Annotated in this window: 22 protein-coding genes; 9 read left to right on the top strand and 13 right to left on the bottom strand. The window is 72.4% G+C overall.

From position 1 onward, the window contains the following. Positions 1–356 precede the first annotated feature (356 nt). The 3 genes from AB0898_RS11365 (at position 357) to AB0898_RS11355 (ending at position 4,519) form a co-directional block, all read left to right on the top strand. Entirely contained in the window at positions 357–1,313 is a 957-nt protein-coding gene (locus tag AB0898_RS11365) for an SCO0930 family lipoprotein (protein WP_366802636.1), read from the top strand. Between the two features lie 249 nt (positions 1,314–1,562). Continuing rightward, the gene (locus AB0898_RS11360) at positions 1,563–2,375 is read left to right on the top strand and encodes an SAM-dependent methyltransferase (protein ID WP_366802635.1); all 813 of its coding nucleotides are present in this window, start codon (positions 1,563–1,565) and stop codon (positions 2,373–2,375) included. Then, on the top strand, positions 2,372–4,519 hold the full coding sequence (locus tag AB0898_RS11355; protein ID WP_366802634.1) for an EAL domain-containing protein: 2,148 nt from the start codon (positions 2,372–2,374) through the stop codon (positions 4,517–4,519). Before AB0898_RS11360 ends, AB0898_RS11355 begins: the two co-directional genes overlap by 4 nt. A 137-nt stretch (positions 4,520–4,656) precedes the next feature. Here AB0898_RS11355 and AB0898_RS11350 read toward each other — a convergent pair whose 3' ends face one another. Beyond that, positions 4,657–5,541: a LysR family transcriptional regulator gene (locus AB0898_RS11350; RefSeq protein ID WP_026249049.1), complete on the bottom strand. Its 885-nt coding sequence runs from the start codon at positions 5,539–5,541 to the stop codon at positions 4,657–4,659. 119 nt (positions 5,542–5,660) lie between these two features. Between AB0898_RS11350 and AB0898_RS11345 the strand changes: the two genes are divergently transcribed. From AB0898_RS11345 to AB0898_RS11330, 4 genes are all read left to right on the top strand, one after another. After that, complete coding sequence (locus AB0898_RS11345) at positions 5,661–6,332, top strand: succinate dehydrogenase (protein ID WP_366802716.1); 672 nt, start codon at positions 5,661–5,663, stop codon at positions 6,330–6,332. A 2-nt stretch (positions 6,333–6,334) separates the two neighbouring features. Next, positions 6,335–8,281, top strand: a complete 1,947-nt coding sequence (locus AB0898_RS11340) for a fumarate reductase/succinate dehydrogenase flavoprotein subunit (protein ID WP_366802633.1) — start codon at positions 6,335–6,337, stop codon at positions 8,279–8,281. Then, a complete protein-coding gene (locus AB0898_RS11335) occupies positions 8,278–9,024 on the top strand; it encodes a succinate dehydrogenase/fumarate reductase iron-sulfur subunit (protein ID WP_366802632.1) in 747 nt (248 codons plus the stop codon). The genes AB0898_RS11340 and AB0898_RS11335 overlap by 4 nt, the downstream gene beginning before the upstream one ends. A gap of 726 nt (positions 9,025–9,750) precedes the next feature. Further along, positions 9,751–10,170, top strand: coding sequence for a hypothetical protein (locus tag AB0898_RS11330; RefSeq protein ID WP_366802631.1), 420 nt, complete (start codon positions 9,751–9,753; stop codon positions 10,168–10,170). A gap of 116 nt (positions 10,171–10,286) precedes the next feature. Here AB0898_RS11330 and AB0898_RS11325 read toward each other — a convergent pair whose 3' ends face one another. From AB0898_RS11325 to AB0898_RS11315, 3 genes are all read right to left on the bottom strand, one after another. Continuing rightward, positions 10,287–10,532 carry a hypothetical protein gene (locus tag AB0898_RS11325; RefSeq protein WP_366802630.1) on the bottom strand — a complete coding sequence of 82 codons (246 nt, stop codon included), beginning with the start codon at positions 10,530–10,532 and terminating at the stop codon, positions 10,287–10,289. 6 nt (positions 10,533–10,538) lie between these two features. Next, on the bottom strand, positions 10,539–13,328 hold the full coding sequence (locus AB0898_RS11320; protein WP_366802629.1) for an excinuclease ABC subunit UvrA: 2,790 nt from the start codon (positions 13,326–13,328) through the stop codon (positions 10,539–10,541). A 127-nt stretch (positions 13,329–13,455) separates the two neighbouring features. Continuing rightward, on the bottom strand, positions 13,456–13,647 hold the full coding sequence (locus AB0898_RS11315; RefSeq protein WP_366802628.1) for an antitoxin: 192 nt from the start codon (positions 13,645–13,647) through the stop codon (positions 13,456–13,458). Between the two features lie 106 nt (positions 13,648–13,753). Between AB0898_RS11315 and AB0898_RS11310 the strand changes: the two genes are divergently transcribed. Further along, on the top strand, positions 13,754–14,248 hold the full coding sequence (locus AB0898_RS11310; protein ID WP_366802627.1) for a hypothetical protein: 495 nt from the start codon (positions 13,754–13,756) through the stop codon (positions 14,246–14,248). 46 nt (positions 14,249–14,294) lie between these two features. Here AB0898_RS11310 and AB0898_RS11305 read toward each other — a convergent pair whose 3' ends face one another. The 5 genes from AB0898_RS11305 to egtA form a co-directional block, all read right to left on the bottom strand. Continuing rightward, positions 14,295–14,510, bottom strand: coding sequence for a dodecin (locus AB0898_RS11305; RefSeq protein ID WP_366802626.1), 216 nt, complete (start codon positions 14,508–14,510; stop codon positions 14,295–14,297). A gap of 146 nt (positions 14,511–14,656) precedes the next feature. Continuing rightward, a complete protein-coding gene (gene egtD, locus AB0898_RS11300) occupies positions 14,657–15,616 on the bottom strand; it encodes an L-histidine N(alpha)-methyltransferase (protein WP_366802625.1) in 960 nt (319 codons plus the stop codon). Continuing rightward, positions 15,613–16,401 (bottom strand): ergothioneine biosynthesis protein EgtC, encoded by a 789-nt coding sequence (gene egtC, locus AB0898_RS11295; RefSeq protein ID WP_366802624.1) that lies wholly within the window; start codon positions 16,399–16,401, stop codon positions 15,613–15,615. The genes egtD and egtC overlap by 4 nt, the downstream gene beginning before the upstream one ends. After that, complete coding sequence (gene egtB / locus AB0898_RS11290; RefSeq protein WP_366802623.1) at positions 16,401–17,735, bottom strand: ergothioneine biosynthesis protein EgtB; 1,335 nt, start codon at positions 17,733–17,735, stop codon at positions 16,401–16,403. The genes egtC and egtB overlap by 1 nt, the downstream gene beginning before the upstream one ends. Beyond that, positions 17,732–19,045: an ergothioneine biosynthesis glutamate--cysteine ligase EgtA gene (egtA, locus tag AB0898_RS11285; protein WP_366802622.1), complete on the bottom strand. Its 1,314-nt coding sequence runs from the start codon at positions 19,043–19,045 to the stop codon at positions 17,732–17,734. The genes egtB and egtA overlap by 4 nt, the downstream gene beginning before the upstream one ends. Before the next feature lie 290 nt (positions 19,046–19,335). Between egtA and AB0898_RS11280 the strand changes: the two genes are divergently transcribed. Beyond that, positions 19,336–20,202 (top strand): TIGR02452 family protein, encoded by an 867-nt coding sequence (locus AB0898_RS11280; protein WP_366802621.1) that lies wholly within the window; start codon positions 19,336–19,338, stop codon positions 20,200–20,202. Here AB0898_RS11280 and AB0898_RS11275 read toward each other — a convergent pair. The 4 genes from AB0898_RS11275 to AB0898_RS11260 form a co-directional block, all read right to left on the bottom strand. Beyond that, positions 20,187–20,633, bottom strand: a complete 447-nt coding sequence (locus AB0898_RS11275; protein ID WP_366802620.1) for a type II toxin-antitoxin system PemK/MazF family toxin — start codon at positions 20,631–20,633, stop codon at positions 20,187–20,189. The genes AB0898_RS11280 and AB0898_RS11275 overlap by 16 nt on opposite strands. 95 nt (positions 20,634–20,728) lie before the next feature. After that, positions 20,729–22,207, bottom strand: a complete 1,479-nt coding sequence (locus AB0898_RS11270; RefSeq protein WP_407078329.1) for a flotillin family protein — start codon at positions 22,205–22,207, stop codon at positions 20,729–20,731. A gap of 134 nt (positions 22,208–22,341) precedes the next feature. Continuing rightward, on the bottom strand, positions 22,342–22,560 hold the full coding sequence (locus AB0898_RS11265; protein ID WP_366802618.1) for a hypothetical protein: 219 nt from the start codon (positions 22,558–22,560) through the stop codon (positions 22,342–22,344). Positions 22,561–22,601: 41 nt separating this feature from the next. Continuing rightward, positions 22,602–23,573 carry an alpha/beta hydrolase gene (locus AB0898_RS11260; protein ID WP_366802617.1) on the bottom strand — a complete coding sequence of 324 codons (972 nt, stop codon included), beginning with the start codon at positions 23,571–23,573 and terminating at the stop codon, positions 22,602–22,604. Positions 23,574–23,699: the final 126 nt, after the last annotated feature.

Below are 23,699 nucleotides of genomic sequence, written 5' to 3'. Positions count from 1 at the left end.
GACACCCCACCACGGCCCAGGCCACCGCCAGCACGGCCAACGCCCTTACGGCGACCGTGACTCGGGTTCCTTCGGGTCCTTGCACGACAAGATCATGAGGCGCCCGCCCGCCTCCCACGCCCCGCCTTGAGCGGATTGATCCGAAGGAAGGACATCCCCCGACCAGCGGTTTGACCCCCCACCACCCCCGATCCCCCACAAAGGCACACCCGTACGACCCCCACCTCCCCGGCAGCCCGTCGAAAGTTTTTCGCCAGTCCGTTGAACGCCCGCGCGGCGCCCCCCGTACCCATGGCCGTGCGGCGGCGCGGTAGGCGCTCCGAAGCTATATCCAGGCAGAAAATGGGGAGTTGAGGATGAAGACCTCCTGGCGGACCGCCTCACTGATGGTCACGGCAGCCTCGGTGCTGGCGCTGACCACGGCGTGCGGTCAGGAAAACGCCACGGCACCGGCGGCGCAGAACGTCGGCGCGGCGGGCGCGGCGGCGTCGCCCACGGCCGGTGGGTACGGCGACCCCGGCGCGGGCAACGGCTACGGCGCCGACGGCAGCAAGGCCTCCGCCTCCCCGGCCACCGCCGTCCCGGCGGGCAAGCTGACCGTGGCCCCGGACGTCAAGCTCGGCAACGTGCTCACCGACGAGGCGGGCATGACGCTGTACCGGTTCGACAAGGACACCGCCAAGCCGCCGGCGTCCAACTGCGAGGGCGACTGCGCCACCGCCTGGCCCCCGGTCCCCGCCGACGACGCCGCGGCCGGCGCCGGTGTGGAGAAGTCGGCTCTCGGCGAGGTCACCCGCCCCGACGGCAGCAAGCAGCTGACCGTCGACGGCTGGCCCGCCTACCGCTTCGCCAAGGACACCGAGCCCGGTGACATCAAGGGCCAGGGCGTCGGCAAGACGTGGTTCGCGCTCGCCCCCAACGGCAAGAAGGCATCCCTGGCCGCGCTGCCCGGCCTCTCGGTGCACAAGGACGCGAAGCTCGGCGACATCATCGTCGACCGCAAGGGCCGTACGGTCTACCGCTTCCTCAAGGACAAGGCATGGCCGAAGTCGGTCTCCGCCTGCACCGGCGCGTGCCTGGACAAGTGGCCGGCCGTCGCCCCCGTCGAGGAGAGCGACACCAAGGGCATCCTGAAGAAGGGCCTGATGCCGTTCACCCGCCCCGACGGCGTGAAGCAGATGACGGTCAACTGCTGGCCGATCTACACCTTCTCCGGTGACAAGGCCCCCGGCGACACCAACGGCCAGGGCGTGGGCGGCACTTGGTACGCCGTCTCGCCCGACGGCAAGCCGATCGGCGCCCCCGCCGCCTGACGGGAAGCCCCCGGGCAACCCGAACTCCCCCCCAACGGCGCCCGCCCTCCTCCGTACTTCACGGAGGGAGGCGGGCCGTCGTCATGCCCGCCGGACGTCACTCAGCGGGGTCGGACGCGTACTTCCCGCAGGCAGTGACCGGGAACGGATGGTCAATTTCCGTTTCGGGTCGCTCCATTGGCAAGCGATCAGTAGCCTCAGCTCGAACACCGGATCGCCTGCCCCGTCCCCTACGCCTTGGAGTGATACATGGAGCGCCCCGCCTGGGCCCCCCGGAGCATCGACATCTCGGTGCCGAGCGTCTCGCGCATGTACGACTACTACCTGGGCGGTTCGCACAACTTCGAGGTCGACCGGGAAGCGGCCCGCAGCGCGATGGAGTTCATCCCGGGCCTGCCGAAGATCATGCAGGCCAACCGGGCCTTCCTGCGCAGAGCGGTGCGCTTCGCCACCGACCAGGGCGTCACCCAGTTCCTGGACATCGGCTCCGGCATCCCCACCTACGGCAACGTCCACGAGATCGCCCAGTCCGCCGTACCCGGCGCCCGCGTCGTCTACGTGGACCACGACCCGGTGGCCGTCGCGCACAGCGAGGCCGTCCTCGCGGGCAACCCCGACGCCGAGGTGGTCGCCGCCGATCTCCGCAAACCCCAGGAGATCCTGGCCAGTTCCCAGGTGGAACGGCTGCTCGACCTCGAACGCCCCGTCGCCCTGCTGCTCGTGGCCGTCCTGCACTTCGTGGAGGACTCCGACGACCCGCACACCGCCCTGGCCGAGCTGCACGCGGCCCTCGCCCCCGGCAGCCTGCTGATCCTCACCCACGCCGCCTACGAGGGCATACCCGTGGACGCCGAACGGGCCGAGGGCGCGGTGGACGTGTACAAGGACATCCGCAGCCCGCTGATCATGCGCTCGCGCGACGAGATCGCGCGGTTCTTCGAGGGATACGACATGGTCGAACCCGGACTGGTCCCGATGCCCGAGTGGCGTCCGGAGTCGGCGCCGGAGGACGAGGACGCGTACGCGTTCTCCGGGTTCGCGGGCGTGGGGCGCAAGCGTTGAGCGCGGCGCCGGACGGGCCGGAGGGCAGACTGCGCCGCCTGACGACGATCTGGAGCCGCGCGGTGTACCCCGTCACCGCCACCTCGCTGACCCGCGCCGAGTTCGAGGCCCAACTGCTGCCGCTCGCGGCCCGGCTGAGCCGCGCGCTGCGCGCCCGCAGCTTCGACCCCGGGGAGGCCCGGGCCGTCGGCGCCGCCCTCGTCGAGGCGCACGGCACCGACCCCGAGGTCCTCACCCGCACCCTGGACTGCGTGGACGCCTATCTCGTCCTGTACTGCGGCGAGGACGGTCCGCAGGACGAACTGCGCCTGCGCTCCTCCCGGTTGCAGCACGCGATGGCCGCCGGCTACGCACAGGCGCTGCGCGACCGCACCCTCGCCGAGCAGGAGGCCGTCGCCCAGGCCGCGCTGCGCGCCCAGGGCGCGGTGGCCGAGGCGCTGCACGCCAGCGAGGCCCGCTTCCGCGCCGTCTTCGAGGGCGCCGCCATCGGCGTCAGCATCGCGGACCTGGACGGCAACGTGCTCCAGGTCAACGGCGCCCTGCTGCGCATGTTCGGCCTCTCCGAATCCGCCCTGCGCGGCCGCCGGGTACGGGACTGGAAGCACCCCGAGGACGCGCCCCAGACCTGGCGGCTCTACGACGAACTCGTGGCCGGCGAGCGCGAGCACTTCCATGTGGAGAAGGCGTTCAACCGCCCCGACGGCACCGTGCTGTGGACCAACCTCACGGTCTCCCTGCTGCGCGACGCCGACGGCATCCCGCAGTACCAGCTGGCCCTGATGGAGGACACCACGGAGCGCCGGCTGCTCCACCTCCGGCTGCGCTACGAGGCCACCCACGACGCCCTGACCGGACTGCCCAACCGCACCCTGTTCTTCGAGCGCCTGGAGAAGGCGCTGGCGGCGGGCAAGGGCCAGCGCTTCGGGCTGTGCTACCTCGACCTCGACGGCTTCAAGGCCATCAACGACAGCCTCGGCCACGCGGCCGGCGACCGGCTCCTGGTGGAGGTCGCCGACCGGCTGCAGTCCTGCACGGCAGCGCCCGGCGAGATGGTCGCCCGGCTCGGCGGCGACGAGTTCGTGGCCCTCACCACCGGTCCCCACACCGAGCAGGGCGTGGACGAACTGGCCGACCGGATCATGAACGCGCTGGTCACCCCGGTGAGCATCGACGGCCGCGACCTGCTGGTACGCGGCAGCCTCGGCATCGTGGAGGGCCCGGCGGGGGAGCGTACGGCGGCCGAGGTGCTGCGCAGCGCGGACATCACGATGTACCGGGCGAAGTCGGCGGGCGGCAACCGCGCGGAACTCGCGGACCCCGAGGCCGACGCCCGCGCCATCACCCGGCACGGTCTGACCACCGCACTGCCCACCGCCCTGGAGCGCGGCGAGTTCTTCATCGAGTACCAGCCCCTGGTGCACCTCGGCGACGGCACCGTCCGGGGCGCCGAGGCGCTGGTGCGCTGGCTGCATCCGCAGCACGGGGTGCTCGGCCCGGACCGCTTCATCCCGCTCGCCGAGCACACCGGACTGATCGTCCCGCTGGGCCGCTGGGTCCTGGAGGAGTCCGTACGGCAGGCCCGCGCCTGGCAGGAGGCCGAGAGCGAGGGCGGCAAGGACCGGGCGCCGCTGCGCATCAACGTCAACCTCTCGCCCTGCCAGCTGACCCATCCCCGCCTGGTCCAGGACACCGTCGACATCCTGGAGCGCACCGGGGTCACCCCGGACGCGCTCTGCCTGGAGGTCACCGAGTCCGCCCTGATCGGCGCCGACGACGGCCTCCTGAAACCCCTGCGCTGTCTGGCGGAGATGGGCGTCGACATAGCCCTGGACGACTTCGGCACCGGCTACTCCAACCTGGCCAACCTCCGCCGCCTCCCGGTGAGCATCCTCAAGCTGGATCGTTCCTTCACCCGGGGCATGCAACAGTTCCCCGCCGACCCGGTCGACCTCAAGATCGTCGAAGGCATCGTCTCCCTGGCCCACAGCCTCGACCTCGCGGTCACGGTAGAGGGCGTCGAAACCAGCGCCCAGGCCGAACAACTCCGCCTCCTGGGCTGCGACACGGCCCAGGGCTGGTACTACGCGCGACCGGGCCCCCCGGAGAACCTGCACACCCTGCACTTGGCGAACGCGACGAGTTAGCGATCGGGAGGGTGGTCACCGGCGAAGCCAGGTGACCACCCTCCCGAGGGGCGCGGGGAACTGCGCGACAAGCCACGACGCCCCCGCACCCGCGCGACGGCAGCACAAGGCAGACGCAAAGGCGCCGCAGCCACCCCTCACCGCTCCAAGAGCATCCGCTGCAACTCCCGAGCCCCCCGAGGCGGAGCCACATCACTCCGATGCGCCAATGCAATGGTCCGCTGCAACCCGGGCCGAGCCAACGGAGTAACCCGAAGCCCCCGCCCCGCCCGGGTGGCAACCATCCGAGGTACGACGGCAACCCCGAGCCCGGCCCGCACAAACCCCAACACCGCGTCCATCTCACCCCCCTCAACAGCAAACTCCGGCTCAAACCCAGCGGAGCGACACGCCGCGACGGTCAGCTCCCGCAAGTCGTATCCATGCCGGAACATCACCAGCCGCTCGTCCGCCAGATCCGCGATCTCCACCGTCCGCCGCCCCCGCCCGGGCGCCGGCTCCTCCGGTGAGGACACCACCACCAGGTCCTCCCGCAGCAGCTCCACCGTGGTCAGCGCGGGCGCCGGCGCCGGGAGGGGCAGCACGATCAGCGCGAGGTCGAGCGCGCCGCGCGCCAGCTCCCGCACCAGGTCGCGCGAGCCGCCCTCCTCGATGAGCAGCTGGATGCCGGGATAGCGGTCGTGGAAGGCGCGCAGCACGTCCGGGAGCAGCCCGGTGCAGAGGCTGGGCGTGGCACCGAGCCGTACCCGGCCGCGCCGCAGCTGCACCAGCTCCTGCACCTCCTGCCGGGCGGTGTCCGCGTCCGCGAGGATGCGGCGGGCCAGCGGCAGCAGGGCCTCGCCCGCGTCGGTCAGCGCGATGTTGCCGCGCGCCCGGACGAACAGGTCGGCGCCCAGCTCGCGCTCCAGCGCGCGGATCTGCTGGGACAGCGAGGGCTGGGCGACATGGACCCGCTCGGCGGCCCGGGTGAAGTGCCGGGTCTCGGCGACGGCCACGAAGTACTGGAGCTGCTGGAACTGCATCCTTTCAGCATAGTCACAGCCTATGGAGATCAGCTCAACCATGTCTTGGACCGATCGGTGTCCCCGGCTCTAGCGTCCTGTCCATGGCTCTGGCAACGCGGACGGACCGTCGTCCGTCCATGGCGCGCGCGATGTGGGACAGCTCCGTCGGCAAGAAGACGGTGATGGCCGTCAGCGGACTGATCATGCTGCTCTACCTGATCGTGCACATGATCGGAAACCTGAAGATCTACTTCGGGGCCGCCGAGTTCAATCACTACGCCCACTGGCTGCGCACCGTCGGCGAACCCTTCATGCACTACGAGTGGACCCTCTGGCTCGTCCGGATCGTCCTCGTGGCCGCGGTGATCGCCCACGCGACCGCCGCCTTCCAGCTCAGCCGGCGCGACATCAAGGCGCGTCCCGTCAAGTACGCGCACAAGAAGGCGCGTTCGAGCTATGCGACCCGCACCATGCGCTGGGGCGGGATCATCCTCGGCCTCTTCATCGTCTGGCACATCCTGGACCTGACCACCGGCACCGTGCACTCCGGCGGCTTCCAGGAGGGCCACCCGTACCAGAACGTGGTGGACACCTTCTCCACCTGGTACGGCAACGTGATCTACATCGTCGCGATGCTCGCGCTCGGACTGCACATCCGGCACGGCTTCTGGAGCGCCGCCCAGACCCTCGGCGCCGGCAGCCGCACCCGCGACCGCGCCCTGAAGACCGTCGCGAACGTCCTCGCACTGCTGCTCACGGCCGGGTTCATCGCCGTACCCGTGGGTGTCATGACCGGAGTGGTGAGCTGACCATGACGTACACCGACTACCCGACCGGCGAGCCGGTCGCCGACGCCAAGGCCCCCGCCGGGCCGATCGCCGAGCGCTGGGACACCCGCCGCTTCGAGGCCAAGCTCGTCAACCCGGCCAACCGGCGCAAGCACACCGTGATCGTCGTCGGCACCGGCCTCGCGGGCGGCTCCGCCGGGGCCACGCTCGCCGAACAGGGCTACCACGTCGTCCAGTTCTGCTACCAGGACTCCCCGCGCCGCGCCCACTCCATCGCCGCGCAAGGAGGCATCAACGCGGCGAAGAACTACCGCAACGACGGCGACTCGGTGCACCGGCTCTTCTACGACACCGTCAAGGGCGGCGACTTCCGCGCCCGCGAGTCCAACGTGCACCGGCTCGCGCAGATCTCGGTCGAGATCATCGACCAGTGCGTGGCCCAGGGCGTCCCCTTCGCCCGCGAGTACGGCGGACTGCTCGACACCCGCTCCTTCGGCGGCGTCCAGGTCTCCCGCACCTTCTACGCCCGAGGCCAGACGGGTCAGCAGCTCCTCCTCGGCGCCTACCAGGCGCTGTCCCGGCAGATCGCCGCCGGGAACGTGGAGCTGCACCCGCGCACCGAGATGCTGGACCTGATCGTGGTCGACGGCCGGGCGCGCGGGATCGTGGCCCGCGATCTGATCACCGGGAAGATCGACACGTACTTCGCGGACGCGGTGGTGCTGGCCAGCGGCGGCTACGGCAACGTCTTCTATCTGTCGACCAACGCCATGAACTCCAACGCGACCGCGATCTGGCGGGCGCACCGGCGCGGCGCGTACTTCGCCAACCCCTGCTTCACCCAGATCCACCCCACCTGCATCCCGCGCACCGGAGACCACCAGTCCAAGCTGACCCTGATGAGCGAGTCGCTGCGCAACGACGGCCGGATCTGGGTGCCGAAGGCGAAGGGCGACACCCGGCCGCCGAACGAGATCCCCGAGGACGAGCGCGACTACTACCTGGAGCGGATCTACCCCTCCTTCGGCAACCTGGTCCCGCGCGACATCGCCTCCCGCGCCGCGAAGAACGTCTGCGACGAGGGCAGGGGCGTGGGCCCCGGCGGCCAGGGCGTCTACCTGGACTTCGCCGACGCCATCGCGCGGATGGGCCGCAAGGCCGTCGAGGCGAAGTACGGCAACCTCTTCGACATGTACCAGCGGATCACCGACGAGGATCCGTACGCGGTGCCGATGCGGATCTACCCCGCCGTGCACTACACGATGGGCGGACTGTGGGTCGACTACGACCTCCAGACCACGGTCCCGGGCCTGTTCGCCATCGGTGAGGCCAACTTCTCCGACCACGGCGCCAACCGGCTCGGCGCCTCCGCGCTGATGCAGGGCCTGGCCGACGGCTACTTCGTCCTGCCCGCCACCATCAACGACTACCTGGCCCGCAACCCGCACCAGGACCCGGTCACCGACGAACACCCCGCCGTCCAGGAGGTGCTGGCGGAAACCGAGGACCGGGTCAACCTGCTCCTCGCCGTCGACGGCGACCGCACCCCCGACTCCTTCCACCGTGAACTCGGCGAACTGATGTGGGAGTTCTGCGGCATGGCCCGCACGGACGCCGGGCTGCGTAAGGCACTTGAGGAAATCCCGCGCATCCGCGAGGAGTTCTGGCGCCGGATCAAGGTCCCCGGCACCGGCGAGGAGTTCAACCAGTCGCTGGAGAAGGCCAACCGCATCGTCGACTACCTGGAACTCGCCGAGATGATGTGCCTCGACGCGCTGCACCGCGCCGAGTCCTGCGGCGGCCACTTCCGCGAGGAGTCCCAGACCCCGGACGGGGAAGCCGCCCGCCGGGACGAGGAGTTCGGCTACGCGGCCGCCTGGGAGTTCACCGCCACCGGCGAGGCGCCCGTCCTGCACAAGGAAGACCTGGTCTTCGAGTACGTCCACCCCACCCAGCGGAGCTACGCATGAGGCTCACCCTGCGCGTCTGGCGGCAGCGCGACGCCGCCGCCGAAGGCGCCATGTCCACCTACGAGGTGGACGGCATCTCGCCCGACATGTCCTTCCTGGAGATGCTGGACCAGCTCAACGAGCGGCTCATCCTGGAGGGCGAGGACCCCGTCGCCTTCGACCACGACTGCCGCGAGGGCATCTGCGGCGCGTGCAGCCTCGTCATCAACGGCGACGCGCACGGCCCGGAGCGCACCACCACCTGCCAGCTCCACATGCGGTCCTTCCGCGACGGCGACACCATCGACGTCGAGCCGTGGCGGGCGGCCGCCTTCCCGGTGATCAAGGACCTGGTGGTGGACCGCTCGGCCTTCGACCGGATCATCCAGGCCGGCGGCTACATCACCGCCCCCACCGGCGCCGCCCCCGAGGCCCACTCCACGCCCGTCCCCAAGCCGGACGCCGACCTCGCCTTCGAGCACGCCGAGTGCATCGGCTGCGGCGCCTGCGTGGCCGCCTGTCCCAACGGCGCGGCGATGCTGTTCACCTCCGCCAAGGTCAACCATCTGAACGTGCTCCCGCAGGGCGCGCCCGAGCGCGAGACCCGGGTGTTGGACATGGTCACGCAGATGGACACGGAGGGCTTCGGCGGCTGCACCCTCGCGGGCGAGTGCGCCACCGCCTGCCCCAAGGGCATCCCGCTGGTGTCGATCACCCGCATGAACAAGGAGTGGCTGCGCGCCAACCGCAAGGCGCGGCGCTAGCCCCCATCAGGCACGGCGCCGGGCGCCGTCACACACGTTCGCCGACAGCGCGGACGGGCGGGGCCGGGGATGGTGCTCATCCCGGCCCCGTCTGGCATGTCAGTGCTCCTGGATAGGCTCCCGGCATGATCTTCGGAGAAGAGGGGACGGAGCGGTTCTCCGAGGCCGTCACCGGCTTCGAGACCGCTGTGCGGGAGCGGGACGGCGACCGCTCGGAAAGCGCGTTCCAGCAGCTGTACCAGCACTTCGCCGACGCCTCCGCCCAGGAACCGGCACAGGCGGCGCCCCGCCTCGCCGCCCTGCTCCCCGAGGTGCCGACCGGCGCCCGGGGGACGGTCGCGGTGGTCGTCGGCGCCTGTGTCGAGCGCGGGGCCGACGCCACGGTCTGCGCGCCGCACGTCTTCGGGGGCCTGACCGAGAACCTCGCCGGGGTCCAGCGGTTCTGCGAGCGCTGGCGGGCCACCGGCGGCGGGGACTTCCCCGACCCCGAGGAGACGGGTGCCGACGTGCTCGACCGGGTGGGCGCGGAGGAGACGCTGTCCTGGATCGCCCTGCCCCAGTGGGAGATGGCGGCCGTGGCGATGCTCAACCACGCCGCCGTGCGCACCGCCCTGACCACCGAACGGCGCGCGGACCTCCTTCACCGCCCTGCGCTCGATCGAGGAGGCGTCCGGGCACGACTTCAAGTGCCTCACCTACGCGCTCCTGGTCCTGGACGAGCCCCTGGTGGTGCTCCACCGGCCCACCGGCACCGGCTACGCGCTGCGGATGAGCGGCATCGGCGACAACTTCCAGCTGCACACGCTCCTCGCCGACGTCCTGATCGGCGGCGGCCACGTCTCCGGCGAGGCGCCCTCGGCCGAGGAGGCCGCCGTGTGCCGCGACCGGCCGGGCCAGGTGCCCACCACCGGCGCCTTCAACCTCGTCACCCCCGGCGGGGAGTGGGTGTGGAACGAGGGCACGCCGTCGGACATCCCCGTCGTGGACGGCGTACGCCTGCTCGTGCTGGACCCGCCGGCGTACGCGCGGAGCCGGCCCGCGGGCCGCTTCTTCCCGCACATGACCGGTGACCTGGTCCTGGGCCGGGTCCTCGGCGCGGAGGAGGCCGGGCGGCTGCTGGCGTCCTGCGTGACCAAGGAGTCCTGACCGGCTGGAGTCCTGACCGGCTGCGGCCGAGAAGTCCTGACCGGCCCGGGGCCGGGAACGGCCGGCCGGGTGGACACCGCGACGACGCGGTGTCCACCCGGCGGGTGTCCGGTTGCTCAGGAGTCGCCCTTGCGGCCGCGCCTGCGGTCCTGGGAGAGGTCGCTCCCGGCCACGGAGCGGTCGTCCTCCGAGATGTTCTTGTCGTCCAGGAGCTGGCCCGCCTCGGAGGCGACCCGCTTGCTGGTGTGGTGGCCACGTTCGGCGTCGGACAGGGCACTGGCGGCTACGGAGCGCTCTTCCGGCGTGGCGTTCGGGTCGGCCATGATGCGTGCGGCCTCTGATGCGTCCATCTTGCCCGTCATGATCGCTCACCTTCTGTGTCGGGGAGCGTCGTGCCCGCACCCCTCGGTCAGCGGCCGTACACGCTCCGAACGGCTCGGGGGCACGGCCATCTCCATGCTACCGATATTCATCGGATATGCAGATAAAACCGGGCAAGTTGGATCTCGGTGCACCGGCTCCCGGTGCGCCCGCGCCGACAGCCGGCGGCCCAGATGGTCGGCGGTCGGGGTGCCGCCCTTCCGTGCGACCTCCTCGGGCCGGCCCTCGGCGACGATCCGGCCGCCGTCGTCGCCCGCGCCGGGGCCGAGGTCGACGACCCAGTCGGCGGCGGCCACCGTGCGCAGGTCGTGTTCCACCACGACGACCGTGTTGCCCGCGTCCACAAGGCGCTGCAACTGCCCCACGAGCAGGTCGATGTCGGCCGGGTGCAGCCCGCTGGTGGGCTCGTCCAGGAGGTACAGGCTGTGCCCGCGCGGGGCCCGGTGCAGTTCGCTCACCAGCTTGATGCGCTGGGCCTCCCCGCCGGACAGCGTCGTGGCGCTCTGGCCGAGCGAGAGATAGCCGAGGCCGATGTCGGAGAGCAACTTCAGGATGCGGGCGGCGGGTTGGACGTCGTGGAGGAACTCCAAAGCCTCCTCCACGCTCATCGCCAGCACGTCCGCGATGGTCTTGTCGCGGTAACGCACCATGAGCGTCCCGGGGTTGTAGCGCGCGCCCGCGCAGACCGGGCACGGCGAGGTCTCCGTGGGCAGGAAGAGGAGTTCGATGCTGACGACCCCGTCGCCCAGGCAGTGCGGACAGCGCCCCTGCGTCACGTTGAAGGAGAACCGGCTGGCGGTGTAACCGAGTTCGCGGGCGGCGGGCTGGGCCGCGAACAGCTTGCGGACGCTGTCGAACAGGCCCGTGTAGGTGGCGAGGTTGGAGCGCGGGGTGCGCCCGATGGGTTTCTGGTCCACGACCACGAGCCGGTCGACGCGCTCGAGTCCCTCGGCGGACCGCACCGTCACACGGTCCTCCGCGAGGGCCCAGGGCGGCACCCCGGCCTCCTCCTCGTCGGCGGTCTCCACCGAGGCGGGGTTGCGGGCGAGGTCCGCCTCGGTCTCGTCGGCGTGCAGATGGTCGCGGACCGTCTCCGCGAGGGCACGCCGTACGAGCGTCGACTTGCCGGACCCGGAGACACCGGTGACCGCCGTGAGCGTGCCGAGCGGGAAACTCGCGTCCAGATCACGGAGGTTGTGCCCGGTGACCCCGAACAGGCGCAGCCGGCCGTCCGGTTGGCGGGGCTTCTCCGGACCGGGTACGGGGGGCGCGCTCGCGGAGAGGTAGCGGGCGGTCACCGACTCCTCCGCCTCGCCGAGCTGTCCGGCGGGACCGTCGTAGAGGACCCGTCCGCCGTGCCGTCCCGCGCCCGGACCCATGTCCACGATCCAGTCGGCCGACGCCAGCACCTGCGCGTTGTGCTCCACCACGAAGACGCTGTTCCCGGCGCCCCTGAGCCGTCGCAGGGCGGTGAGCAGCAGCTCGGTGTCGGCGGCGTGCAGGCCGGCCGAGGGCTCGTCCAGGACGTACAGCACCCCGAACAGGCCGCTGCGCAGCTGGGTGGCCATGTGCAGGCGCTGGAGCTCGCCGCTGGAGAGGGTGGAGGTCGCGCGTGCCGTCGCGAGATAGCCCAGGCCCAGGTCGGTCAGCGTGCCCAGCTGGTCCTGGAGGCCGGAGATCAGGGCGTGGGCGGCCTGCCGGCGTTCGGCCGGCAGGGCCAGGGTGTCGGGGTGGTCGCGCGCGGTCTCCAGGAAGGCCGAGAGCTGGGTCAGGGGCATCGCGGTGGCGACCGAGATGTCCTCCCCGGCGATCGTGACCGCCAGCGCCTCCGGATTGAGCCGCTTGCCGTGGCAGGTCGGACAGATCTCCTCCGTCATGAACGAGGCGGCCTTCGCCCGCAGATGCGCCGCCTTGGAGGTGGCGAAGGTGTGCAGCACCCACCGGCGGGGGCTCATGTACGTGCCCTGGTAGGAGCGGGCCACCCGGTGCGCGTCCCGCACCGGGTGCACGGTGACCGTCGGCTGCTCGTCGGTGGTCAGCAGCCACTCCCGCCGCGCGGCGGGCAGCGTACGGAACGGTACGTCGATGTCGACGCCCAGCTCCGCGAGGATGTCGCGGTAGTTCTTGCCCTGCCAGGCGCCCGGCCACGCGGCGATGGCGCCCTCCCGGATGCTCAGCGAGTCGTCGCCGACCAGCTTGCCCTCGTCGACCGTGTGCAGCCGCCCCAGGCCGGAACAGGTCCGGCACGCGCCCACCGCCGTGTTCGGCGAGAAGCTGTCCGAGTCCAGCGGGGCGGCGTCCCGGGGGAACGTGCCGGCGAGATCCTCGGGGGTCCGGCCCGCCGGGTACGTACCGGCGCGGGAGTACAGCATCCGCAGCACGTTCGACACCCGGCTCACCGTGCCCACCGTCGAGCGGGTGCTGCCCCCGCTGTGCTGCTGGCGCAGCGCGACGGCCGGGGGCAGCCCGGTGATCTCGCCGACCCGGGGCGCCGAGCCCTGGTCGATCAGCCTGCGGGCGTACGGCGCGACGGACTCCAGATAGCGCTGCTGCGCCTCGGCGTAGATGGTCGCGAACGCCAGCGAGGACTTGCCCGACCCCGACACCCCGGTGAAGGCCACCACCCGGTCGCGGGGCACGTCCACGTCGACGTGGCGCAGATTGTGCTCGGTGGCGCCCCGGACCTTGATCAGTCCGTCGTGACCGGCGTCCGGGAGTCCGTCGTGCGACGGTGCGCCGTGTGACGCTGCGGACGTGGGGCGGGTCCGTGATGCCATGGTCACCAACCTAGCCCGCCCCGTGGGACGGGAAAGCGATCGGATGGTCCGGCCACGTGGAAGCCCCGCCGCCCGTCCGCGGGCAGCGGGGCCTCCAGGAGGATGGTGCGCGTGGCGGTCCGCGTGGTCAGGAGTGCGGCGGGTTGTCGCGGTGCTGGGTGCCGAACTGGTCCTTCAGCCGGTCCTGCGCGGAGTCCACCTGGGACTGGTGCTTGTTGCCGGTCCGCTGGTCGATGTAGTCCCCGCCCTTGTCGATGCCCTTGTCGGCCATGTCCTCGTGGCCCTTGAGCATTCCCTTGATCTTGTCCATGATGGACATGGCAGCCCTCCTCGTCGTTTGAGGCTTCCACTCCCAGAGTCACCGGCCCGCGCCGCACTCGCATCTCGGGGACCAGGGCACTCGCTTCCCGGCTAGGGTTCGGAACGTGGCAGACAGCAGCAGCCGGCGCCCCGTGGCCGTGTTCGATCTCGACAACACCCTCGCCTCGACGGCGCACCGCCGGCACTTCCTGGAGCAGCGCCCGCGCGACTGGGACGGCTTCTTCGCCGCCGCCCCGGCCGACCCGCCGCTGGCCGAGGGGATCGCGCTGGTGCGCAGGTCGGCCCGCGCGTGCGAGATCGTCTATCTGACCGGACGGCCGGAGCGCTGCCGGGCGGACACCGCGGACTGGCTCGCCGCCCACGGACTGCCCGAGGGCACCGTGCACATGCGGGGCGACGGCGACCGCAGGCCCGCCCGGGTCACCAAGCTGGAGATCCTGCGCCGGCTCGCCCGGAACAGGACGGTACGCGTCCTCGTGGACGACGACGAACTGGTCTGCGACGAGGCCGAGCGGGCCGGATTCACCGTCCTGCGGGCCCGCTGGGCCGGGCACTCGGCCGCGCTGGAGGCGGCACAGGAGCGCGAGGGCCGTACCTGAGCGCGGAGGCCGTACCTCAGCGCGCCGTCGCGGGTCGTACGACGGTTCAGGTCGTCTCCTCCAGGCGGAAGCCGACCTTCATGCACACCTGGTAGTCCTCGATGCGCCCGTTGTCCAGCCGGCCGCGCACCTGCGTGACCTCGAACCAGTCCAGGTTGCGCAGGGTCTGGTCGGCGCGGGCGATGCCGTTGCGGATGGCCTGGTCGACGCTCTCGTGGGAGGTGCCGACGATCTCGGTGACCCGGTAGGTGTGGTTCGACATGCGCGGGTGCTCCTCTCCGCCGTGAGGCCGTGGGGGCGCGCCTCACGTCCGGCGTGACCGGTCCGTCACGCCGTATCCACCGTGCCGTATCCGTGCCCGGCGCGCGAGGCGTCGCCCGCCGGGCACGGCAGGCGGGGCGGGGTCCGTCAGCGGGCCACGCTGAGCGACAGCGCGAAGCGGCCCTTGGCGTCCGTCCACCAGTGGGTCAGCTCCAGGCCGGCCGCGGCCAGTTCCGCCGTGACGCCCTCGGGGCGGAACTTCGCCGACACCTCGGTGCGCAGGTCCTCGCCGGCCGCGAAGTCCACGACCATGTTGACCCCGGGCAGCTTGACGGTCTGCGCCGTGCGCGAGCGCAGCCGCATCTCGATCCACTCGTGGCGGGGGTCCCACACGGCGACGTGGTCGAAGGCGTCGAGGTCGAAGTCGGCGCCCAGTTCCCGGTCGAGCACGGCCAGCACGTTCTTGTTGAACGCCGCCGTGATCCCGGCGACGTCGTCGTAGGCGAGCCGCAGCACCCGCTCGTCCTTGACCAGGTCGGTGCCGAGCAGCAGGGCGTCGCCCGGAGCCAGCAGGCCGCGCACGGCGGCCAGGAACTCCGCCCGCTCCCCGGGCAGCAGATTGCCGATCGTGCCGCCGAGGAAGGCGACCAGGCGCGGTCCTGGTGTGTCCGGCAGCTCCAGCGGGGCGGTGAAGTCCGCGATCAGCGCGTGCACCGCGAGACCGGGGCGCTCGGCGGCGAGCGCCTGTCCGGCCCCGAGGAGCGCGGACTCGCTCACGTCGACCGGCACGTACGCCTCAAGGGAGGTAAGCGCGTCGATCAGATGCCAGGTCTTCTCCGAGGAGCCGGAGCCGAGTTCGACCAGGGTCCGCGCGCCGCTCGCGGCCGCGATCTCCCCGGAGCGGTCGCGCAGGATCTCCCGCTCGGCCCGGGTCGGGTAGTACTCCGGCAACTCGGTGATCAGCTCGAACAGTTCGCTGCCGCGCGTGTCGTAGAACCACTTCGGCGGCAGCGACTTGGGGGTGCGGGTCAGGCCGTCCACGACGTCGGCGCGCAGCGCGGCGCCCGTGGCGTCCTCGGGGAGGGTGCGGGTGACGTGCAGGCTCACGTACAGGGCTCCTTCGGTGGAGTGGGGGAGGACGCGGGGTCCCCGGCCGGAGCCAGCAGCACTCCGGCGGCCCGGCTCGCGGTGAGCACGGTGCGGTCGGGGACCTCCCGCCAGTGGGGGTCGTCGTCGTACGGTTCGGAGGCGACGGTCACCGCGTCACCGGGGCCGGTGCGGTACCAGAGGCTGTCGCCCCAGGCGGTGGCCGCGATCGTGGTGCCGTCGGTCAGCAGCAGGTTGAGCCGGGAGGCGGGGGCGGCCTCCGCGACCTGGCGAACCGTTTCACCAAGAGCGGTGCCCGGCTCGGCGCCCGCGCGCAGCCGGTGCAGCACCAGCGCCCAGACGAACGCCGAGTCGGTGCGCGCCTCCAGCGACAGCAGCTCCACCGGGGGCAGCGACGGCACCAGCGGGGCGGCCGCGTCCGGCCAGCCCGCCACCGCGCCGTTGTGGCTGAACAGCCACCGCCCGGCCGCGAACGGCGCCGCCGCGGCCTCGCCGTCCGCGCCCGCCAGGGTCGCGTCCCGCACCGCCGCCAGCACCGCCCCCGCGCGGATCACCCGCGCGAGGTCGGTGAAGAACGGATCCGCCCAGACGGGCCCGGAGCGCCGGTAGCGGGCCGGGACCGGATCGTCCGCCGGGTACCAGCCCACCCCGAAACCGTCGGCGTTCACCGTCCCGTTGCGCTGCCGCCGGGGAGCCCACGCCTGCCGGTACAGGCTGTGCGCGGGCTCCACCAGCAGCGCTCCGAGCGGCAACTCCGGTCCCAGATAGGCGAGGTGACGGCACATCAGGCGGACTCCGCGTCACGGGCGGTGCGGAACCCGGAGAAGATCTGCCGGCGGATCGGATAGTCCCAGTTGCGGAACGTACCCCGGCAGGCCACCTGCCCCACGGCGAACGAACCGCCGCGCAGCACCTTGTACTCGGGCCCGAAGAACACTTGCGAGTACTCCTTGTACGGGAACACCGTGAAGCCCGGGTACGGCAGGAAGTCGCTCGACGTCCACTCCCATACGTCACCGATCAACTGCCGCACACCGTGCGGCGATTCACCGGCCGGATAGCTCCCGGCGGGCGCCGGCCGCAGATGCCGCTGGCCCAGGTTGGCGTGGGCGGCCGTCGGGTCGGCGTCGCCCCAGGGGAAGCGGCGGGAGCGGCCCGTCTCCGGGTCGTGCCGGGCCGCCTTCTCCCACTCGGCCTCGGTGGGCAGCCGCCGCCCGGCCCAGCGGGCGTACGCGTCCGCCTCGTACCAGGACACATGCAGCACCGGCTCCTCCGGCGGCACCGGTTCGGTGACGCCGAAGCGGCGCCTGAGCCACTGCCCGCCGTCCCGGTGCCAGTACAGCGGCGCCTCGACCGAGTGCCGCCGGATGTGCGCCCAGCCCTCCGGGCTCCACCAGCGCTCGGTGCCGTAGCCGCCGTCCTCGATGAACGCCCGGTAGGCCGCGTTCGTCACCGGGGCGGTGTCGATCCAGTACGGCGCCACCTCCCGTGGGTGCGCGGGGCGTTCGTTGTCCAGCGCCCAGGGCTCGGTGGAGGTGCCCATGGTGAACGGGCCGCCGGGGACCAGGACTTCGGCCGGACCGGTGAAGGGCGGCGCCGGGTCCGGGTCCGGGGCGGTGAGCGCCTGGGGGCCGGTGCGGAGCTGATGGGTGATCAGCATCGTCTCGTCGTGCTGCTGTTCATGCTGCGCGATCATCCCGAAGGCGAAGCCCGACTCGGTCAGCCGGTCGCCCTCGAAGGTGGCGCCCTCCAGCAGGTCGAGGACCCGGCCGCGCACCTCGGCCGCGTACGCGCGCGCCTCCTCGGGGGCCAGCAGCGGCAGCGAGGGACGCTCGGAGCGCGGATGCTCGAAGGCGTCGTACAGGCCGTCGATCTCCGGCCGCATCGCCTCCCGGCCGCCGACCGCCCGCAGCAGCCACAGCTCCTCCTGGTTGCCGATGTGGGCGAGGTCCCACACCAGCGGGGACATCAGCGGCGACACCTGGGCGGTCAGGTCGGGATCCTCGACACACGTGGTCAGCAGGGTCGTGCGGGTGCGGGCGGTCACCAGCGAGGCGAGCGCGCGGGCGCGCAGCGTCTCCGGTGCCGCCGCGGGCGCCCCGGTCTCCTGGGCGGTCATGTGCGCGTGTCCTTCCTCCCGTGGGCCGGACGGCCGATGCCGTCCGGGCCGTCCAGCAGGTCGTCGGCCGGGCAGCGGCCCCGGGCGACATAGCGGTCCAGATACCCGGCGACGGCGGCCACCACCTCGGGCCCGGCGCCGAGCCGGGGCAGCGCCCGCAGCGCCGCCGTGAAGCAGGCGGCGGCCGCCTCGCGCAGCCCCGGATCGGCGAGGCCCAGCCGGGCCGCGTCCGCCCACAGCGGGTTGTGCGGCGCGGGCAGGTCCCGGGCGCGTTCGGTCAGCGGCTTCACGGCCCGGTGCGCCGCCTCGGCGGCCTCCGGATCGTCGAAGAGCGCCGCCGTCACCGCGAGCGGCACGATCCAGCCGTCGTCCCCCGGCTGCGCGTCGATCATGCGCAGTTCCAGGTGGCCGCGCGGTCTGACCGGCGGGAACAGGGTGGTCAGGTGGTAGTCGAGGTCCGCCCGGGTGGGCGGACGCGGGGACCGCGAGCGGGTCCACTCGCGGAAGGTCAGGTTCTCCGGCACCTCCCAGGGGCCGTCGTCCCGGCGGACGCACATGACGGGGGAGTCCAGCACGTGCCGGGCCCAGTCGGCGCGCGGCTCGCCGTCGGTCGCCGGGGCACCGGCGCGGCCGGGCCCGATCTGCGCCCAGTACGACTGCCGGACGGACCGGCGGCCGCTCGGACGCCCGTCGACCAGCGAGGAGTTGGCGAACGCGGCGACCAGGACCGGGCCGAGCCGGTGGGCCAGCCACCAGCGCTGCTCGTGGCCCAGCGGGCCGGGCTCCTCGTATCCGGCGTCCACACAGACCTGCACGGACGCCGAGGCGCGCATCATGTGCCGTCCGGCCGGGCCGGTGCGGTCCAGACACGCCTCCATGGCGTCGTAGCGTGCCTCGCGCAGGAAGCGGGACGGGGTGTGCCAGGGGTGATGGCCCAGGCCGACCAGGGCCAGACCGTCGTCGGCGAGGACCGCGCGGACGGTGTCCAGATCGGCGGAAACGGTGCCGACGCACTCCATGAGCGAGCCGGCGGGCGGCGAACTCAGCTCCAGCTGGCCGCCGGGCTCGACGGTGAGCGCCGAGCGCAGGGGGACGGGACGCAGGGTGGTGTAGAGGGCTTCGAGGCGTTCGGACGGGACCGGGTGGCGGGGGTGGCGCGGGTCCATGACCAGCCACTCCACCTCCACCCCGAGGGTGCGGGGCGGACCGGTCTTGAAGCAGATGCCCCGGATCAGGGCGTCGACCTCGGCTTCGGTGATCGCGGTGCGGTGATCCGTACAGTCACCGCAGTCGCTCAGCGAGTCAGACATGTCGGGATTCTCCTGTTGGGATTCCACCATGCCGCCTGCCCGGCCTCCGGTGTGCCGGGCGGGCCTCGTCCCACCCAAGACCCTCGGACCGAATCGCACAAGGGTGCCCCACGGGACGTTCGGGACCGGTCATCTCCGCTTCCTCGCGCGTTTCCTCCCGTGCGGTTCTCGGGCCGCGGCGCCACGGAAACTCCGTTGCGCCGCGGGAACAGCATCGCTCAGGATGACCGTATGAGCACGACGGGGGAGGCCGCGCGGGCGGCGGTCACGGCGCGCACGGGGGTGGCGCCGTGAGCGCCCGCCTGCGCGGCGTGGCGACGCAGACGGAACGGATCGTCGCCGAGGGGGGATACGCCCTGCCGGACGGCCGGACGGTGCCGCTCGCGGACCTGATCGAGGCCGCCCGCACCGGTACGCGGCTGTACGGCCCGGAGCCGGTCCAGGTGCCGGCACGGGCGGCGGAGACCGGCACGTTCTTCGAGGTCACGGGCGAGAGCAGCCTCGCCGCGGCCCGGCGCCTGACCGGCGCGGGAGCCCCGGTGGCCGTCCTCAACTTCGCCTCCGCCCGCAATCCCGGCGGCGGCTACCTCAACGGCGCCCAGGCCCAGGAAGAGGCTCTGTGCCGCGCCTCGGCGCTGTACACCTGTCTGGTCGAGGCGCCCGGCTACTACGAACACCACCGCGCGGAGCGTGACCCCTTCTACTCCGACCGGGTGATCCACAGCCCGGCCGTGCCGGTCTTCCGCGACGACCGGGGGCGCCTGCTGACCGAGCCGTACACCGCGGGTTTCCTCACCTCGCCCGCCCCCAACGCGGGCGTGATCCGGCGCCTGGCCCCCGAGCGCACCGGCGGGATACCGGCCGCCCTCGCCCTGCGGGCCGAACGGGTCCTGGAGACCGCCGCCGCCCACGGCTACCGGCACCTGGTGCTCGGCGCGTGGGGCTGCGGCGTCTTCCAGAACGACCCGGAGCAGGTGGCGAACGCCTTCCGCACCCTGCTCGTGCCCGGCGGCCGGTTCGCCGGGACCTTCACGCACGTGGTGTTCGGCGTCCTGGACCGCACGGCCGGGGCGACGGTACGGAACGCCTTCGCGCGGGTCTTCGCCGCCGAGACGCGCCCCGGACCGTCACCCGTGGCGGCTCAGGTCCAGCCGTAGCGCTCGTAGAGCCGCTGTCGGACCAGGTTGAACCGCATCCGGTCCAGCGCGCACGCCTCGCGGCGCATCCCGTTCTCGTGCAGCCGCAGCACCCGGTCGACGGCCACCCAGGAGTCGCGGTCCGAGCGGTCCCAGGGGCCCTGGCCTATCCCCACCCAGTCGCGGTGGTTGTCGTGCCGCTTGCTGGAGAGCTGCACGGCGAGGAGGGTGCCGGCCACCTCCCGCGCGACGACCAGCACCGGGCGGTCCTTGCCCCGGCCGTCGTTCTCCTCGAACGGCACCCAGGTCCAGACGATCTCGCCGGGATCGGGGTCGCCGTCGTAGGCGGGGGAGTACTCGGTCCGCACCCGGCCGATCTCGCGCGGGTCGGCCTCGGTGGTGGCGTGGGGGCCGTGACGGCCGGGAACGTTGTCATCGTTGAACGTGCTCACGCCACGCACCCTAGCCGAACTGCAACAACGCGCAGAGCGGCGGCCGTTCAGGCGCCCCCGAGGGCTACGGCCGCCGCCCGTGCGTCAGTTGTCCGTCAGCTGTCCCCCTCCACCGGAACCCGCGTCGCCGTCACCCCGTTGACCGAGGGTGAAGTGGCGCCCGGCGCCTGGCTCTTGCCGTCCATGGTGGCGAGCAGCTGACGCGCGAGCCCCAGGCCGGTGCCGCCCATGGTGAGCGCCTTGGCGAACAACTCGCCCATGCCGTCGGCGCCGTTGAGCAGCACCATGTTGTCCACGTTGCCGAACGCGTCGGCGCCCGCGCGGACGATCTCCGGCCACTTCTCGGCGAGTTGCTGGGCGACGACCGCCTCCTGGTTCTCGGCCAGGGCGGCGGCCCGCGCCTTGATGGACTCCGCCTCCGCGAGACCCTTGGCCCGGGCGGCCTCGGCCTCCGCGAGACCCTTCGCCTGCGCGGCGGCGGCCTCGGCCTCACCGGTCGCGCGGGTCGCCGACGCGGTGGCCGCACCCCGGCTCTTGGTGGCCTCGGCCTCCGCTCCGGCGGCCGTCTTGACCCGGGTCGCCTCGGCGGCGGCCGCCAGTTCCGTCTCCTTCGCCTTGGCCTGGGCGGCCGAGATCCGCGCGTCGCGCTCGGCCTCGGCCAGCGTCCGCTTCTCGTACGCCGTGGCGTCGGCCGGCTTGCGCACGTCCGCCTGGAGCTGCTGCTCGCGGCGGTTCGCCTCCAGCTCCGCGACCCGGGTCTCCTGGACCACGACCTCCTGCCGCGCGGCCGCGTCCGCGAGCGGCCCGGCCTGCCGGGACTTCGCCGCCGCCTTGTCCCGCTCGGCCTGGTAACCGGCCTGGAGGATCTCGCTGTCCCGGGTGGCCTCGGCCATCCGGGCGTACGACTGCTGCTCGGCCTCGGTGGCGAGCCGGTTGGCCTCCGCCTGCGCGATGCGCGCGTCCCGCTGGACGGCGGCGGCGTGCGGCATCGCCAGGTTCTGGATGTACCCGGTCGGGTCCTCGATCTCGTGAATCTGGAGCGAGTCCACGATCAGACCCAGCTTCTCCATCTCCGTACCGCAGGCCGCCCGGGTCTGGCCGGTCAGCTTCTCCCGGTCACGGATCATCTCCTCCACCGTCAACCCGCCCACGATGGAACGGAGATGACCGGCGAAGACGTTGTGCACCCGCTCCGACATCAGCTTCTGCTGATCCAGGAAACGCCGGGCCGCGTTGGCGACCGACACATAGTCGTCGCCCACCTTGAAGATGACCACGCCCCGCACCTTCAGCGGGATGCCCTGCTGGGTCACGCAGTCCACGTGCAACTCGGTCTCGTTCAGGTCCAGCGAGAGCTTGCGCACCGCCTGCACGCCGGGCAGCACGAGCGTGCCGCGCCCCGTGACGATGCGGAATCCCATGCCCTCCTCGACACCCTCGGTACGGTGCCTGGACCCGGAGATGATGAGGGCCTCGTTGGGTTCCGCGACCCGCCACATCATCTTGAACACACCGATCAGTACGAGGACGGCGGCAACCGCCGCCCCCGCAACGACGCCGACGATCATCGGCAAACGCCCCCTTGACATGGTGCCCTCGACGGCACCGGACGAAGGGAGTGTGCACCTGCGAGGAGGCGGGGAGAAGACCCCGGCCAAGCCTTGTCGCAATCTTGACGAACAAGGCTCTCACCTGCGACGGGGCGCGCTCAACCGTCGTACGCGGGCGTGACGTAGACCGTGCGCGGCGGCAGGTGTTCCACCACCATGACGACCGTGCCCGACTCGATCCGGGCGCCGCTGTCGGCCGCGTACGCGAGGAAGTGCTCGGCGCCGCCGCGCACCCGGACGATCACCTCGCCGACCAGCCCCGGGCCGACCGTCCCCGTCACCCGTCCCATCAGCCCGACCATCGACGCATCGCCCATGCGCACAGGGTAAGCGCGGAGAGCCGCGCTCCGGGGTGGGCCTAGTGGTCCAACAGGCGTCGCAGCCAGTCGAATCGGGCCGCGCGGGCCGCGCAGGACAGCGCGGTCTGCGGCGCGAGGCCGTCGAAGCCGTGGAAACCGCCCGGCCAGACGTGGAGTTCGGCCACTCCACCGCAGCCCCAGATGCGGGAGGCGTACGCCACCACCTCGTCCCGGAAGGTCTCCGCCGAACCCACGTCCAGGAAGGCCGGGGGCAGCCCTGCCAGGTCGGTCGCGCGCGCCGGGGCGGCGTACGGCGGGACGTCCGGGCCGCCCCGGCGTTCGCCGAGCAGCGCCGACCAGCCGGTCTCGTTGGCGCGGCGGTCCCACACGTCGACCCCGGCCATCTGATGGCTGGAGCCGGTGTCGTTGCGGTCGTCCAGCATCGGGTACATCAGCAACTGGCCCAGCACGGGCGGGCCTTGGCGGTCGCGCAGCAGCAGCGCCAGCGCGGCCGTGAGTCCGCCGCCCGCGCTGGCGCCCGCGAGGACGATGCGGTCCGGGTCGCCGCCGAGGTCCTCCGCGTGCCGCGCGGTCCACAGGAGTCCGGCGTACACGTCCTCCACCGGTGCGGGGTAGGGGTGTTCGGGTGCGAGCCGGTACTCCACGGAGACGACCACCGCGCCGCCGAGATCGCGGGCCCAGTGCAGCGGGGCGTCCACCCCGGCCCGGTTGGTGCCGAGGATCATGCCACCGCCGTGGACGTGGTAGAGCACCGGCAGCCGGGCGCCCGGTGCGGCGCCGGCCGGGCGGCAGATCAGCAGGGAGATCTCCGGCGCCCCCTCGGGCCCGGGCACCGTACGGTCCTCGGCGGTGAAGGCGCCGCCGAGCGTGACGTCCATCAGCTCGGCGGGCAGCGCCTCGACGGTCTCCCGCGCGGCGGCGATCCCGTCCGGGGTGAGGGGCGGGGCGTCCCGGAACGGTTCGAGCGCGGGGGTCAGCTCCGGGTCGATCGGGGGCGGCTCCGGACGCATGGGATCTCCTCGGGCTCGCGCGGCGGGACATTGCTCCGTCTGCCCATGGTCCGCCGGTTCGCGCATGCCGTACGACTCCGATACGGCGCGGGTCCGGGTCCGGTGCGGGGGTACGGACCCGGATAA

Origin of the sequence: Streptomyces sp. NPDC005435 (genome assembly GCF_040703155.1) — a bacterium.
Classification (GTDB): domain Bacteria; phylum Actinomycetota; class Actinomycetes; order Streptomycetales; family Streptomycetaceae; genus Streptomyces.
The sequence above is the reverse complement of the archived record's forward strand: the minus strand, read 5'-3'. Positions and strand labels throughout refer to the sequence as shown.